At 71.1% G+C, this 14,098-nt stretch carries 15 protein-coding genes; 3 read left to right on the top strand and 12 right to left on the bottom strand.

From position 1 onward, the window contains the following. Positions 1 to 55 precede the first annotated feature (55 nt). The 4 genes from JYK18_RS16165 to guaB all read right to left on the bottom strand — a co-directional run bounded on the left by JYK18_RS16165 (position 56) and on the right by guaB (position 4,615). Entirely contained in the window at positions 56 to 1,192 is a 1,137-nt protein-coding gene (locus tag JYK18_RS16165) for a GuaB3 family IMP dehydrogenase-related protein (protein ID WP_206802834.1), read from the bottom strand. Between the two features lie 76 nt (positions 1,193 to 1,268). Then, the gene (locus tag JYK18_RS16160; RefSeq protein WP_206802833.1) at positions 1,269 to 2,594 is read right to left on the bottom strand and encodes a BNR-4 repeat-containing protein; all 1,326 of its coding nucleotides are present in this window, start codon (positions 2,592 to 2,594) and stop codon (positions 1,269 to 1,271) included. 75 nt (positions 2,595 to 2,669) lie between these two features. Next, positions 2,670 to 3,107, bottom strand: a complete 438-nt coding sequence (locus tag JYK18_RS16155; protein ID WP_206802832.1) for a hypothetical protein — start codon at positions 3,105 to 3,107, stop codon at positions 2,670 to 2,672. Then, positions 3,107 to 4,615: an IMP dehydrogenase gene (gene guaB / locus JYK18_RS16150; protein ID WP_206802831.1), complete on the bottom strand. Its 1,509-nt coding sequence runs from the start codon at positions 4,613 to 4,615 to the stop codon at positions 3,107 to 3,109. Before guaB ends, JYK18_RS16155 begins: the two co-directional genes overlap by 1 nt. 105 nt (positions 4,616 to 4,720) lie before the next feature. Between guaB and JYK18_RS16145 the strand changes: the two genes are divergently transcribed. Beyond that, positions 4,721 to 5,116, top strand: a complete 396-nt coding sequence (locus JYK18_RS16145; RefSeq protein ID WP_206802830.1) for a DUF5319 domain-containing protein — start codon at positions 4,721 to 4,723, stop codon at positions 5,114 to 5,116. Positions 5,117 to 5,358: 242 nt separating this feature from the next. Here the strand turns inward: JYK18_RS16145 and JYK18_RS16140 are convergent, their stop codons facing one another. The 5 genes from JYK18_RS16140 to JYK18_RS16120 all read right to left on the bottom strand — a co-directional run bounded on the left by JYK18_RS16140 (position 5,359) and on the right by JYK18_RS16120 (position 9,878). After that, entirely contained in the window at positions 5,359 to 6,234 is an 876-nt protein-coding gene (locus tag JYK18_RS16140; RefSeq protein WP_307796007.1) for an anti-sigma-D factor RsdA, read from the bottom strand. Between the two features lie 57 nt (positions 6,235 to 6,291). After that, the gene (locus JYK18_RS16135; RefSeq protein ID WP_153035930.1) at positions 6,292 to 6,864 is read right to left on the bottom strand and encodes a sigma-70 family RNA polymerase sigma factor; all 573 of its coding nucleotides are present in this window, start codon (positions 6,862 to 6,864) and stop codon (positions 6,292 to 6,294) included. A gap of 325 nt (positions 6,865 to 7,189) precedes the next feature. Beyond that, positions 7,190 to 7,786 carry a response regulator transcription factor gene (locus JYK18_RS16130; RefSeq protein ID WP_003073605.1) on the bottom strand — a complete coding sequence of 199 codons (597 nt, stop codon included), beginning with the start codon at positions 7,784 to 7,786 and terminating at the stop codon, positions 7,190 to 7,192. Between the two features lie 162 nt (positions 7,787 to 7,948). Then, positions 7,949 to 8,899 carry a hypothetical protein gene (locus tag JYK18_RS16125; RefSeq protein ID WP_206802828.1) on the bottom strand — a complete coding sequence of 317 codons (951 nt, stop codon included), beginning with the start codon at positions 8,897 to 8,899 and terminating at the stop codon, positions 7,949 to 7,951. Positions 8,900 to 8,903: 4 nt separating this feature from the next. Continuing rightward, positions 8,904 to 9,878, bottom strand: coding sequence for a MerR family transcriptional regulator (locus JYK18_RS16120; protein ID WP_206802827.1), 975 nt, complete (start codon positions 9,876 to 9,878; stop codon positions 8,904 to 8,906). A gap of 257 nt (positions 9,879 to 10,135) precedes the next feature. Between JYK18_RS16120 and JYK18_RS16115 the strand changes: the two genes are divergently transcribed. Further along, positions 10,136 to 10,438 (top strand): WhiB family transcriptional regulator, encoded by a 303-nt coding sequence (locus JYK18_RS16115; RefSeq protein WP_206802826.1) that lies wholly within the window; start codon positions 10,136 to 10,138, stop codon positions 10,436 to 10,438. A gap of 46 nt (positions 10,439 to 10,484) precedes the next feature. Here the strand turns inward: JYK18_RS16115 and JYK18_RS16110 are convergent, their stop codons facing one another. Then, positions 10,485 to 11,096: a TetR/AcrR family transcriptional regulator gene (locus tag JYK18_RS16110; RefSeq protein ID WP_206802825.1), complete on the bottom strand. Its 612-nt coding sequence runs from the start codon at positions 11,094 to 11,096 to the stop codon at positions 10,485 to 10,487. A 93-nt stretch (positions 11,097 to 11,189) separates the two neighbouring features. Here JYK18_RS16110 and JYK18_RS16105 point away from each other — a divergent pair, with 93 nt between their 5' ends. After that, the gene (locus JYK18_RS16105) at positions 11,190 to 11,930 is read left to right on the top strand and encodes an SDR family NAD(P)-dependent oxidoreductase (protein WP_206802824.1); all 741 of its coding nucleotides are present in this window, start codon (positions 11,190 to 11,192) and stop codon (positions 11,928 to 11,930) included. Positions 11,931 to 12,037: 107 nt separating this feature from the next. Here the strand turns inward: JYK18_RS16105 and groL are convergent, their stop codons facing one another. After that, positions 12,038 to 13,654, bottom strand: coding sequence for a chaperonin GroEL (gene groL, locus JYK18_RS16100; RefSeq protein ID WP_206802823.1), 1,617 nt, complete (start codon positions 13,652 to 13,654; stop codon positions 12,038 to 12,040). A gap of 98 nt (positions 13,655 to 13,752) precedes the next feature. Further along, entirely contained in the window at positions 13,753 to 14,046 is a 294-nt protein-coding gene (gene groES, locus JYK18_RS16095; RefSeq protein ID WP_026360373.1) for a co-chaperone GroES, read from the bottom strand. Positions 14,047 to 14,098 lie beyond the last annotated feature (52 nt).

The following is a 14,098-nucleotide window of genomic DNA, read 5'->3' as shown; positions in this document are numbered from 1 at the left end:
AACCATAACCCGCGAGCCGCTTGCTGACTACCAGTAAGTTACCGGCCGGTTAGGGTCAGCCCCGGATGGTCAGCCCGACCTTCTGGAACTCCTTCAGGTCGGAGTAGCCGGTCTTGGCCATCGCCCGCCGCAGCGCGCCGAACAGGTTGATCACGCCCTCGGCGTCCGAGGACGGTCCGAACAGCAGCGTCTTCAGGTCCACCGCGTAGTCCGGCCCGGCGGCCACGCGCGAACGCGGCAGCGACGGGTGCGCGGCCGCCGCCGTCCAGTAGAGGCCCTGCCCCGGCGCCTCCGAAGCGGCCGCCAGCGGCGCACCGAGCATGACCGCGTCCGCACCGCAGGCGATCGCCTTGGCGATGTCCCCGGAGACGTTGATGCCGCCGTCGGCGAGCACGTGCACGTACCGGCCGCCGGTCTCGTCGAGGTAGTCGCGCCGCGCCGCCGCCGCGTCGATGATCGCGGTCGCCATCGGCACGCCGATGCCGAGCACGCGGTCGGTGCTGGTCACGCCGGGGCTGGCGCCGTGTCCGACGATCACGCCCGCCGCGCCGGTGCGCATCAGGTGCATCGCGGTCCGGTAGTCGCCGACCCCACCGGCGATCACCGGCACGTCGAGGTCGGCGATGAACTGCTTGAGGTTCAGCGGGTCGCCGTCGCGCACCACGTGCTCGGCGGAGACGATCGTGCCCTGCACCACCAGGATCTCCACGCCGGCGGCGAGCAGGTCCGGGGTCAGCTCGGCGGCGTGCTGCGGGCTCACCCGCACGGCCACCGTCACGCCCGCCTCGCGCACCGTCCGGATCGCCTCGGAGATCAGGTCGAGCCGGATCGGCGCGGCGTGCATCTCCTGCAGCACCCGGGTGAGCGCGGTCGGGTCGCCGTCGCCCTCCTCGGCCGCGCGCACGATCCGGAACATCGCCTCTTCGACGTCCGGCTGGCGCGCCCACAGCCCTTCGGCGTTGAGCACGCCGAGCCCGCCCAGCTCGCCGACCGCCACCGCGGTGCCCGGCGAGACGATCGCGTCCGTCGGGTGCGTCACCAGCGGCAGGTCGAACTGGTAGGCGTCGATCTTCCAGGCAGTGGAGACCACCTTCGACGACCGGGTGCGCCGCGAGGGCACGATCTCGATGTCGTCCAGGTCGTAGGCCCGCCGAGCGGTACGGCCCATTCCGATCTCGACCAGATCCCGCACGTGACGTCCCTTCCTCGAACACGATGTTCCAGCGCACATTGTGTCCAGTGGGCTTCACCGCGGCACGCGGGGGGCGTCAGTTCGGCGCGCCGGCCACGTAGATGTCGCCGTCGGCCACGCTCACCTCCCGCGCGCTGGACGCCCCGGTGGCCAGGATCCGCGCCGGATCGCGGAAGCCGGTGATCACCTCGACCCGCTGCACCGGCTTCGGCGTGCGGATCACCGTCTCCGCCCGCCAGTCCAACCCGTCCCGTGCGGACAGGAGGTAGGTCTCGATGTCCGGCAGGCCGTCCCTCGTGGCGTAGACGCGCCAGTTCCCGTTCCCGGCGGGTTCGATCTCGCGCGTCCGGAGTCCATTCGCGACCTGCTCGCGTTCCCAGGTGGTCCCGGTCCACCTGGCGGCGTGGTCCAGCGGGATGCCGTTCGCGTCGAACTGGAACCACAGCACGAACGGCTTGCCGTCGGGCCCGAACCCGACCTGCTGGATGTAGTCCGGCGACTTCAGCCCAGCGGGGCGTTCCAGCGGCGTCTCGGCCACCTTCAGGTACCGCTCCTGGTCGGCGTCGTCGATCTGCGTGCCGAGGTCACGGCCGTCGGCGGCGTGGAAGCGCAGGTTCGCCGGGTTGAACCAGGCGTAGTAGACGTTCCGGTGGTAGTAGTCGTGGACGTGCTGGTCCGGACCACCACCGGCCAGTGTGTAGACGATGTGGACGCGTTCGGGCCGCCCGAGCGAACCCGGTTCGTACCGCAGCTGTCCCACGTAGACCTCGTCCATGTGGTCCGCGCGGCCCTTCGAGCCGAAGGCGAACTCCTGCCCGGTCAGCTGCACGGAGTTCTTCCACGTTCGGCCGTTGTCCCGGGAGATCAGGTACTTCATCGGGCGGAAGTCGGTCGGCGCGCTCGGGTCGATCTCCCGGGTGGTCTCGCGGTAGAACACGATCAGCGTGCCGCGCGCGGTCTTGACCGGCATCGGGTAGCTCGCGGCGTCGCCCTCCGGCAGTTCGGTGTGCGTCCAGTCGCCGTCGAGCGAATGCGGGCTCGGCGCCCGGCTCAGCACGGTCCGGCTGTTGTGCATGCCGCGGAAGATCAGCAGGTGCCCGTCGTCGGCGAGCACCATCGTCGGGTAGTTGTGCGGATCGGCCTCACCGCCGGCGATCAGCTTCGGCGCGGTCCAGTCGCCGCCGCGGTGGTCGTAGGCCTGGACGTAGGTGTCCGCGTTCACCCCGGACCACGAGATGAAGGTCACCCCGGCCGCCGGGTCGTGCACCCCGCCCGCCAGCGGGCGGCGGTCGGTGCGCGAGGCCACCGTGTCCGCCGGGGTCATCACCGAGAACGCCGGATCCGCCTGCGCGGGCGCCGCCACCGCCAGCAGGACGGGGATCAGCAGAACGTGTCGCCACATGAACGAGCCTCCTGGTGCGTCCCAGGCGGCGGGCACCTCATCCTGGCACCGAAGACGGTGGCCGCGCCAGCGTCGTCACGCCCGCATGCGCACCCAGTGCCAGGTGCCTGCCGACGTCACCACCAGCAGCCCGATCAGGGCCGCGAGGAGCGGCGGGCCGCTCAGCCCGGTCGGGTCCATCGTGTCGAAGGAACCACCGGAGGTGCGCACTCCGACCGGGTGCCCGCCGACTTCGCTCAGCCGGACCGTGACCGGGGCCCCGGCCACCAGCCCGGGCGGCCAGTCGTCGCCGGTCACGCCGAACTCCAGCGTCCGCCCGTCCTCGGCCCGGGCCACCACGTCGGTCCGGTCCCACCGGCACGGCGGTGCACAGGGCTCCGGCCGGGTCGCGCTGACCACCACCGCCGGCACGTCGTGCTCCGGCGACCGCAGATCGGCCACGGTGATCACGATGCCGACCACGCACCCCACGACCACCAGCCCCGCCAGCACCAAGCCGGCGACGAGCCGCACTAGCGCGTTGTGTAGTTCGGCGCCTCGACCGTCATCGTGACGTCGTGCGGGTGGCTCTCCTTCAGCCCGGCCGCGGTGATCCGGACCAGCTGCGCCTCCTGCAGTTCGGCGACGGTGCGGGCCCCGGCGTAGCCCATGCCCGAGCGCAGCCCGCCGACCAGCTGGTGCACCACGGTGGACAGCGGCCCGCGGAACGGGATCCGGCCCTCGATGCCCTCGGGCACCAGCTTGTCCTCGGAGAGCACGTCGTCCTGGGCGTAGCGGTCCTTCGAGTACGACTTCGCCTCGCCGCGCGACTGCATCGCGCCCAGCGAGCCCATGCCCCGGTAGGTCTTGAACTGCTTGCCGTTGACCAGGATCAGGTCACCGGGCGCTTCGGCGGTACCGGCCAGCAGGCTGCCCAGCATGACCGTGGAGGCCCCGGTGGCCAGCGCCTTGACGATGTCGCCGGAGTACTGGATGCCGCCGTCCCCGATCACCGGCACGCCGGCCGGGCGGCAGGCCTGGTCGGCCTCGTAGATCGCCGAGATCTGCGGCACACCCACCCCGGCGACCACGCGCGTGGTGCAGATCGAGCCGGGGCCGACCCCGACCTTCACCCCGTCCACGCCCGCCTCGACCAGCGCCTGCGCCCCGGCCCGGGTGGCCACGTTGCCGCCGACCACGTCGACGGTGTCGCCGAGTTCCTTCTTCAGCAGGGCCACGGTGTCCACCACGGCCCGCGAGTGCCCGTGGGCGGTGTCCACCATCAGCACGTCCACGCCCGCGTCCGCCAGCGCCATCGCGCGCTGGTGCCCGTCGGCGCCGACCCCGACCGCGGCACCGACGATCAGCCTGCCGTCGGTGTCCTTGGTGGCGTTCGGGAACTGCTCGGTCTTGACGAAGTCCTTGACCGTGATCAGCCCGCGCAGCTTGCCCGCGCCGTCCACGATCGGCAGCTTCTCGATCTTGTGGCGGCGCAGCAGCCCCAGCGCGGCGTCGGCGGTCACCCCGACCTGCGCGGTGACCAGCGGGGTGCGGGTCATCACCTCGCTGACCGGGCGGGTGTGGTCCACCTCGAACCGCATGTCGCGGTTGGTGATGATGCCCACCAAGGTGCCTGCCGCGTCGGTCACCGGGACGCCGGAGATGCGGTAGCGGGCGCACAGCGCGTCCACCTCGGCCAGGGTGTCCTCCGGGGAGCAGGTCACCGGATCGGTCACCATGCCCGCCTCGGAGCGCTTGACCACCTCGACCGCGGTGGCCTGCTCGTCGATCGGCAGGTTGCGCTGGAGCACGCCCATGCCGCCCTGCCGGGCCATCGCGATGGCCATCCTGGCCTCGGTCACCGTGTCCATCGCGGCGGAGACCAGCGGGATGCGGAGGCTGACGTTGCGGGTGAGCCGGGTCGAGGTGTCCACCGAGCTCGGCACCACATCCGACTCCGCGGGCAGCAGCAACACGTCGTCGAAGGTCAGCCCGAGCATGGCGAACTTGGTCGGGAAGGTGGCGGGGTGCTCGCTGGTCATGGCTGGCTGTTGGCCTTCCTGGCGCGGGTGAGGGGTGGGTCGAAAGCGACTCGGCGCGCTAGTAACCGATGGTATCTGGACGCGCCCCGGGGCCCGCCCGGTACCGTGCAGCGCGTGCCGCACGACGTGTTGCCCCCAGACCCGTTCGCCGACGACCCGGACGATCCCGCCAGGGAGGTCGCCGGGATGGACGACGACGTGACCGAGCCGATCACCGCCGACGAGCGCACCGAGCTGCTCGCCGACCTGTCCGATCTGGCCGTGTACCAGGCCCTGCTCGCCCCCCGGGGGGTGCGGGGCATCGTCGTGGACTGCGGCGAATGCGACCAGCCTCACTACCACGACTGGCAGTTGCTCCGGGCCAGCCTGGAACAGCTGCTCAACGACGGGCGCATGCGCCCGCACGAGCCGGCCTTCGACCCGAATCCGGCCGACTACGTGAGCTGGGACTACTGCCGCGGGTTCGCCGACGGGGTCACGACCACCGAAAGCGCCTACTGAGGTACCCGACCGCGAAAAGGCCCCCGGCGAGCTGCCGGGGGCCTTTTCGCTGAGCTGGTTGTGCTGCTCGCAGCTGGTTGCACTGCTCGCTGCGCCGGTTGCGCTGCGCTGGCTGCGCGGCGCTGGCTGCGCGGCGCTGGCTGCGCGGCGCTGTTACGCGGTGCCGGTTACGGCATGCCTGTTGCTGGGTGCCCGGTTACGCGGTGCCAGTTACGGGATGCCCGGTTATGGGGTGCCCGCGGTTACGGGGTGCCTGCCTCGGCGGGCAGGTTGCCCTCCACGGCGTTGCCCTTGTTGCCGCCGGTGCCGGTGTTCGGCTCCGAGCCACCGCCGGAGCTGATCTCCGAGGTGGTGGTCGGCGGCGGCGGGCTCGACGGCTCCTGCGGGCTGCTGGTCGGCGCGGTGTTGTCCGGCGGCAGTGTGGTCGGGATGTCCGTCGGCGGCAGCTGCGGGCTGTCCACCGGCGGCGTGCCGGTCGGCGACGTGCCCGTCTGCGAGGTGCCCGGCTCGGTGGTGCCCGGGTTGTTCGGCACCTCGGGCTTCGGGTTCTCCAGCCGGGCGCTGAGCTGCCGGTGCTGGGCCATCAGCTGGTCGAGGTTGTCCTCGACGGACACCTGCCGCAGCGCGGCCTGCGCGTCGTCGAGCGCCTTGCGGGCGTCGTCCAGCCTGCCCTCGCTGATCGCGATGTCCGCCGCGTTCAGCTCGCTGCGCACCTGGGCGGCGGCCTCGATCGACCGGGCGTGGTCGGCGTAGAGCACCTTGGTCAGGCCCCACAGCGTGTCGCCGGGCTGGGCGTCGCGCGCGGCGAGCCCGGTGCCGGTGAAGGCGATGGCGAGCACCGCCGCGGCCGCGGCCACCGGGACCAGCAGGCGGCGCTTGCGCCCGCGGTTGCCGTGCTTGTGGGCCAGCGCGGCGGTCTTCACGGTGACCACCGCGGCGTCGGTGTCGATCAGTTCCGGGATCGGCTGGCTGTCGATGTCCCGCCGCCAGGCGAGCAGCAGCGCGTTCAGTTCCTGGTCTCCGAGTGCGTCCGCGACCTGGGGGTCGGACCCGCCCAGTGCGTCGAGCAACGCGTCGTCGGCCTGCACGGCCGACAGGTCGGGCACGGAGCCGGGCACATCGCCCGCCGCGCCGTCCTGCTGCTCGAGCTCACGCGGACCTTCGCGTTCGGTCACTCAGACCACCTCCTCAGCGGCCAGTACCTTGCGGAGCCGCGCGAGCGCGCGGTGCTGGGCCACGCGGACCGCGCCCGGCGTGGAGCCCACCGCTTCGGCGGTCTCCTCGGCGGACAGCCCCACGACCACGCGCAGGACGACGATCTCACGTTGTTTGTCGGGCAGGACCTGCAGGAGTTGCGCCATGCGCTGGTTCAGCTCGCCCTGGAGGGCGCGCTGTTCCGGGCCGACGCCGCCTTCGACCTCGTCCGGGACCTCGGCCACCGGCTCGGCTCGGTTGCGGGCGGCCGCGCGGTGCGCGTCGGCCACCTTGTGCTGGGCGATCCCGTACACGAACGCCAGGAAGGGGCGCCCCTGATCACGGTACGAGGGCAATGCCGTGAGCACCGCGAGACACACCTCCTGCGCGACATCGTCCGCCGAAGCGAACGAACGTTCCTGCCTGCCGACTCGGGCGCGGCAGTACCGCACCACAAGGGGACGGATAGCGGCCAGCAGCCGCTCTACTGCCTGGGGGTCTCCCTCGACAGCGGCGGCGACTGGCTCGTCCAGTCCATCCCCCACATTGGCCATCGCAGACAACAGTCCCGGTGTTACGTCTAGGCGTGCAAAGAGCCCGGCGTGCGGCATTCGTCATCCCTCACGCCGGTGACACCCACCGTACCGTCCGGCACCGCTGGCGCTTGCTCACGGTCGTTCTCGGCGCGCCTCGCGGGGCGCGGCCGGATTTTCAGCATCCCGGTCCTTCAATTTTCAACAACTTACAACGGGTCCGGACCGGGTGGTGTTACAGCTGAGCACAAAATGTCCGGCGTCCTCCACTGGATGGAAGGAGGAGCCGGACAGCAGGTGACCCGGTGGGGTGGGGAGGTCGAGCGTTCGAGCTGGTCAGAGCTACTCAGGAGACCAGACCGCGACGGAAGCCGTGGGCGACGGCCTGGGCGCGGTCGCGCACGCCGAGCTTGCGGAACAGCCGGCGGGCGTGGGTCTTCACGGTGTCTTCGGAAAGGTACAGCTCGCGGCCGATCTGCCCGTTGCTCTTGCCCTGGCTCATCCCGCGCAGGACCTGGAGTTCGCGCTCGGTCAGCTGGACGCCGGGGTCCGACGGCTGACGGGGCGCCGGTACCGAGGTGCTGGCGAGGGTGTGGGCCAGTGCGGCGACGAGTTCCGGACGGGACGCGTCCCACCGGAGGTAGCCGCGGGCCCCGCCGGCGATCGCGGCGGCGATGCTGCCCGCGTCGTCGGGGGCGCCGAACACGATGACGTTCGCCTGGGGGTTCGCGGAGACGAGCCGTCGGGTGGCCTCCACCCCGGTCGGCACCGCGCGCTGGGTACCGACGAGCACGACGTCCACCGGCTGCCGGGAGTACCTGGCCAGCAACTCGTCACCGTGCGCTACGCAGTCGATGCGACTGACCCCTGGAACAGCAGACATCACGCGAGTAAGCCCTTCGCGGACACTGCGTCGGTCGTCGCAGATCAAGACCGTCGTCACGGGGTTTCCTTCCTGCAGCCGGGTGACATTCCATATCCCCTATCGGACGCTTTAGGCCCCACCTTGACACGATCCGGTGGCTTTTTTTGAAATGCCCTAGCCCGGATGTCGGTATCGGTGTGCGCGGTCGAGCCATCGGAGCCGCTTCCGCCTACTCCGGGGCTACACCGGCACCCAGGGTGATTCCCGTGCAAGCCGCCTCCCCCCAGGGTCTGCGCGTAGTAACACTGCGTGCAACACTGTATCCGCTCTGGATCGATGCAGATGGCCATTAGCAGGAACCAAATCCGCGGAAATGAGGGCGGCGGGCCAGATAAGTGAGCGAAGTTCATATTTCTCGGCGGCCAACCGGGCGTTTCGGACCAGATCGAGTGCCCGCTCCCGCCCAGCGGAATCGCCCGCAGCGGTGAGCGCCGCGGCGAGCACCAGATCCGACTTGATCCCGTGGCGCACGGCTCCGCACGCGCGGGCGAGCTCGGCAGCTTGCTCGGCGGGCGGGAGGGCGGCTTGAGCGTTGCCGGCGGCCAACTCGATCTCCGCCCCGATCCAACCGGCCCGGATGCGCCCCCTCCAGCCTCTTGAGCGTGCTTCTGCGGGCAAACGCCGCTCCCCGCCGACCCGCTCGCCCGACGACGCCTCCCCTGCCGCCAGGAGCCGACCTGCTTTTGCCCGCAGAAGCCGAGCAGCCCGCAGGCGGCCCAGGCCGAGGTTGTCGGCGGCCAGGCCGAGCAGCCCATCGACCAGTGCCCCCTCGGCATCCAGCCCGTCCGCATCCAACTCATCCGCGCCCAGCCCGCCCGAACCCCGCGGCCCACACTTTCCAAGATCAGTAGTGGCCCAAGCCACCGCCAGACCATCGAAACGCAGAGCAGCCCCATGCCCACCCAACTGCCGCCGATGCGCCGCGAACCCAGCCGCCGCATGGGCCGCGAGAACCCGGTCCCCACCCCGCATGAGCTGCTGGAACAGCGTCGCCGCGGTCGCATACCGGCCCTCGGCCCCAGCCAGAATCCCGGCCAGCAACCGCTCCCGCCCCGAACCTGCTTTTCCCCGCAGAAGCCGCCCCGCACCCGGGTCGTCGCCGAAGGCGGCCTGACGCAGCAGTTCCTCCACCCGGTCAGTCTCGCGGACCGAGCAGCACGTACTCGACCCGGTCGACCGCCGCGGACAGGTCGGCGAGCAGTTCGACCTTCGACGGCAACGCCGCCGCGTCCCACCCCGGCCCGCACGCGAACAGGCGGCTCCGCTGCCGCCCGCGCGCCACCCGCGAGAACAGCCGCGCGTCCGCCACCCCGGCCCGCCGCGCCCACAGCACCACCGCCGCCGGCGCACCCCGCCGCACGGCCACCGCGAGCACTTCCGCGGGCAAAGGCGTGGCGAACAGCTGCGTGCCGACGCCCCGGCAGGCCAGTTCCGCCGCGAGCGCGTACAGCGCCAGCCCGTCCCGCTCCTCCGGCACGCTCGCGAGCAGCACCGGCCGGTGGTTCCGCGGCTCGTCGAGCACCGGCGTCGCGCGGATCAGCGCGGCGAGCACGGCGTCGGCGAGCAGGTACTCGACCTCCGCCCCGGCCGACGCGCCGCCGCCGCGCCACCGGTCGCCGAGCGCGGCCAGCACCGGCTGGATCACCCCCGACCACGCCGAGAGCACCCCCGCCCCCTCGATCACGTCGGCGAGCGTGCGCTGCACCGCCCGCGAGTCGAGCGCCAGCGCGGCCGTGCTGAGCCGCCGCGCCAGCCGCGACTGCCCCGGCTCACCTGCTTCCGCGGGCAAAAGCAGGTGCCCGTCGGGGGTGTCGATCCGCAGCGACGTGGCCGGCGCCGCTTCGGCGGCCTTCGGCATGCGCTCCAGCGCGTACCGCGCGGCTTCGGCGGTGGACGTGCCCCGCAGCAGCGCCTGCTGCATCAGTTCGAGGCGGCCGATGTCGGCGGGACCGTAGCGCCGGTGCCGCCCGCCGACGTGACGGCTGGGCCCGAGCCCGTACCGCCGGTCCCACGTCCGGAGCGTGGCCGGAGCGACGCCGAGTCGGCGCGCGACCGAGGCGACGGGGAGGCTGGGTTCGCCGGGATCGGGCTCAGCCGCGGCAGGCGCCACCAGTTGGCCTGCCGCGTGACCTAAGTCGCCCTCGGATCCCACTCGCCCCAATATCCCGGCCGGTCAGAGGGGTGGCAAGCCGGAGCTGTGCGGTCACTCACACATCCGGGGGATGCCTAACGGCTGAATCAGGCCGGATCTCTTGAACAAGTATTGGCGCGCTTCTAACGTTACGCCCGTTGCACCGAATGGAGTAGCGAGCGTTGTAGGAACTGCGGATTCCGGCGGCGAAATCCCGGATAGCGGAGGCGGTCACGATGGCAGACACGCGCAGGCTCCCTGGCCCCAACGCCGATGTGTGGGACTGGCAACTCGAGGGGTCGTGCCGGGGGATGGACAGCGGCTCCTTCTTCCACCCCGACGGGGAACGAGGCCCGGCGAGGGCCAGACGAGAAGCCAAGGCGAAGGCTATCTGCCAGGCCTGCCCGGTGCTGGAGATGTGCCGCAGGCACGCGCTGGCCGTGCACGAACCGTACGGGATCTGGGGCGGGCTCTCGGAATCCGAACGCGAGAACATCATCAAGGCGGGCAAGCGCTCGCTGAGCCTGTCCAGCACCTGAGCCGCACCCCGGTGAAGGCGCTTCCCGCCACCGGGAAGCGCCTTCGTCATTTCCGGGCGGCCGCGAACGCGGGCCAGGCCAGCATCGCGGAGTCCACCACGGACTTCAGCTCGCCCGCGCCCACCCCGTCCCGCGCCTGCACGGAAAGTCCATAGAGGACTGTCTCGTAGAACAGCGCCATGGCATCGGCATCCGCCTCCTCGGCGATGTCACCTTCGGACTGTCCACGGCGGATGCGGTCCAGGATGGACCGGTGGTTGTCGCGGCGCTGTTCCACCAGGAAGTCGTGCACCCCCTGGTTGGCCACCGCGAAGTTGGTCGCCGCGTGCACCACCATGCAGCCCGACGGCAGCTCCGGCTCGGTGAACGCGCGCGCGTTGTCCCGCAGCATGCGCTCGATCGCCCCACGCGCGGTCGGCTCCTCCGCGAGCGCGCGGCCGGTGAGCCCGCCGTGGGTGCGGCCGTACAGCTCGACGGCCTCCCGGAACAGCGCTTCCTTGCAGCTGAACGCGGCGTAGAGGCTGGGTGAGTTGATGCCCATCGCCGCGGTCAGGTCGCCGATCGAGGCGCCCTCGTAACCACGCCGCCAGAAGACGTACATGGCTTCGCGCAGCGCGGCGTCCCGGTCGAACGCGCGCGGACGGCCACGTGGTGACATGAACCACCTTCTGTAACAAGCGATACAAAAACCCTTGACGCCTCATCCTACGCGCCGGTTTTATGTAGCGATCGATACAGAATAGGAGCGGGCATGAGCACTCTGGACGGGCGCACGGCACTGGTCACCGGGGGCAGCCGGGGCATCGGCGCGGCGATCGCCACCCGGCTGGCGGCCGAGGGCGCGAACGTGGCGGTGACCTACACCAGCGCGGCGGACCGGGCGGCCTCGGTGGCCACGGCGATCGAGGGACTGGGCCGCAAGAGCCTCGCCATCCAGGCCGACAGCGCCGACCCGGTGGCGCTGGCCGCCGCCGTCGACCAGGCCGCCGAAGCGCTCGGCGGGCTGGACATCCTGGTGAACAACGCGGGCATCTTCCCGACCGCGACCATCGAGGAGGTCAGCGTCGAGCAGATCGACCACACCTTCGCGGTGCACGTGCGGGCGGTCTTCGTGGCGGCGCAGGCGGCGCTGAAGCACATGGGCGAGGGCGGCCGGATCCTGACCATCGGCAGCAACCTGGCCGAGCGGGTGCCGTGGCCGGGGCTGAGCCTGTACTCGGCGAGCAAGTCCGCGCTGCTGGGGCTGACCAGGGGGCTGGCGCGGGACCTCGGGCCGCGGGGCATCGCCGCGGTGCTGGTGCAGCCGGGCTCGACCGACACCGACATGAACCCGGCGAACGGCGACCACGCCGGCGGGCAGCGGGAGCTCTCGGCGTACGGGGAGTTCATGGCGGCCGGGGACATCGCCGCCACGGTCGCCCACCTGGCCGGGGACGCGGGCCGCTTCCTCACCGGCTCGGCCGTCACCATCGACTCCGGCACCAACGCCTGACCAGCGGAACCGGCTTCTGCGGGCTAAAGCAGGTTCGGGGCAAAGCGGACAAAAAGAAGGGGCGGCACCCGCGTGGGTGCCGCCCCTTTCGGTACTGCTGGTGGTGCCTAGTGCGCGTGCCCGTGGCCCGCGCCGGCGCCTTCCTCCTCCTCGGCGGGCTTCTCGACCACGGAGCTTTCCGTGGTGAGCACCAGCCGGGCGATGGAAGCCGCGTTGGCCACCGCGGAGCGGGTGACCTTCACCGGGTCGACGATGCCGGCCGCGAGCAGGTCGGTCAGCTCGCCGGTGGCCGCGTTGAAGCCCTGACCCCAGCTCTGCTCCTGCACCTTGGACACGATGACCGCGCCCTCGAAGCCGGCGTTGGTGGCGATCCAGTGCAGCGGCGCGGTGAGCGCGTCGCGCACGATGCGGACGCCGGTCGCCTCGTCACCGGTCAGGCCGAGGCCGTCCTCGAGCTCCTTGACCGCGTGCACCAGCGCCGAGCCACCGCCGGGCAAGATGCCCTCCTCGACGGCCGCCTTCGTGGACGCGACCGCGTCCTCGATGCGGTGCTTGCGCTCGTTCAGCTCGGTCTCGGTGGCCGCACCGACCTTGATCACCGCGACGCCGCCGCCGAGCTTCGCGAGCCGCTCCTGCAGCTTCTCGCGGTCCCAGTCGGAGTCGGTGGTCTCGATCTCCTTGCGGATCTGGGCGATCCGCGCGTCGAGGTCGGACTTGGTGCCCGCGCCGTCGACGATGGTGGTGTTGTCCTTGGTGACCTCGACCCGGCGGGCCTTGCCCAGCGAGCTCAGGTCGGCCTCGGCCAGCTTCAGGCCCACCTCGGCGGAGATGACCTCGGCGCCGGTGACGGTGGCGAGGTCGTCCAGGAACGCCTTGCGGCGGTCACCGAAGAACGGGGCCTTCACCGCGACCGCGGTGATGGTCTTGCGCAGCGAGTTGACCACCAGGGTGGACAGCGCCTCGCCGTCGACGTCCTCGGCGATGATCAGCAGCGGCTTCTTGGCCTCGACGACCTTCTCCAGCACCGGGAGCAGGTCCGCCAGTGCGGAGATCTTCTCGCGGTGGATGAGGATGTAGGCGTCCTCGAGGATCGCGCGCTGCTCTTCGGGGTTGGTGGCGAAGTGCGCCGACAGGAAGCCCTTGTCGAACTGCACGCCTTCGGTGATCACCAGCTCGGTGGCCAGCGTCGAGGACTCCTCGATGGTGATCACGCCGTCCTCGCCGACCCGCTCCACGGCCTCGCCGAGCAGGGCGCCGATGGTGGCGTCACGCGAGGTCACGGTGCCGACCTGCGCGATGTTGTCGCGGCCCTTGACCGGGGTCGCCTTGGCCTTGAGGACCTCGACGACCTTCTCCGCGGCGGCCTCGATGCCGCGGCCGACCGCGGTCGGGTTGGCGCCGGCGGCCACGTTGCGCAGGCCGACCTTCACCAGGGACTGCGCCAGCACGGTGGCCGTGGTGGTGCCGTCGCCGGCGACGTCGTTGGTCTTGGTGGCGACGTTCTTGGCCAGCTGGGCGCCCAGGTTCTCGAACGGGTCGTCCAGCTCGATCTCACGGGCGACGGTGACGCCGTCCAGGGTGATCGTCGGGCCGCCGAACTTCTTGTCCAGGACGACGTGCCTGCCGCGCGGGCCGAGAGTGACCTTCACCGCGTCGGCGAGCTTGTTCACCCCGCGCTCCAGCGCGCGACGAGCGTCCTCGTCGAAACTGATCTGCTTGGGCATAGCGTTTTCCGCTTACCTTTCGAAGTGGTTAGAACGCACGGACGCCCCGGCTCCCCGGCAATCGGGGCCCCGGGGCGTCATGCGCTGCAGAGCGGACGTCAGTTGATGACGGCCAGCACGTCGCGGGCGGAGAGGATCAGGTAGTCCTCGCCGTTGTACTTGACCTCGGTACCGCCGTACTTGGAGTAGATGACGACGTCGCCTTCCTTGACGTCCACCGGGACGCGGTTGCCCTTGTCGTCGATGCGGCCCGGGCCAACGGCCAGAACCTTGCCCTCCTGGGGCTTCTCCTTGGCGGTGTCGGGGATGACCAGACCGGAGGCCGTGGTCTCCTCGGCCTCACTCGTCTGGACAACGATCTTGTCCTCGAGCGGTTTGATGTTCACGCTCACCGGGTTGACCTCCACGGGTCGGAAGAAAGCGTTGGCAGGTTTGAAGGTTTAC

Origin of the sequence: Amycolatopsis sp. 195334CR, from assembly GCF_017309385.1 — a bacterium.
GTDB lineage: Bacteria > Actinomycetota > Actinomycetes > Mycobacteriales > Pseudonocardiaceae > Amycolatopsis.
This window is presented reverse-complemented; position numbering and strand designations above follow the sequence as displayed.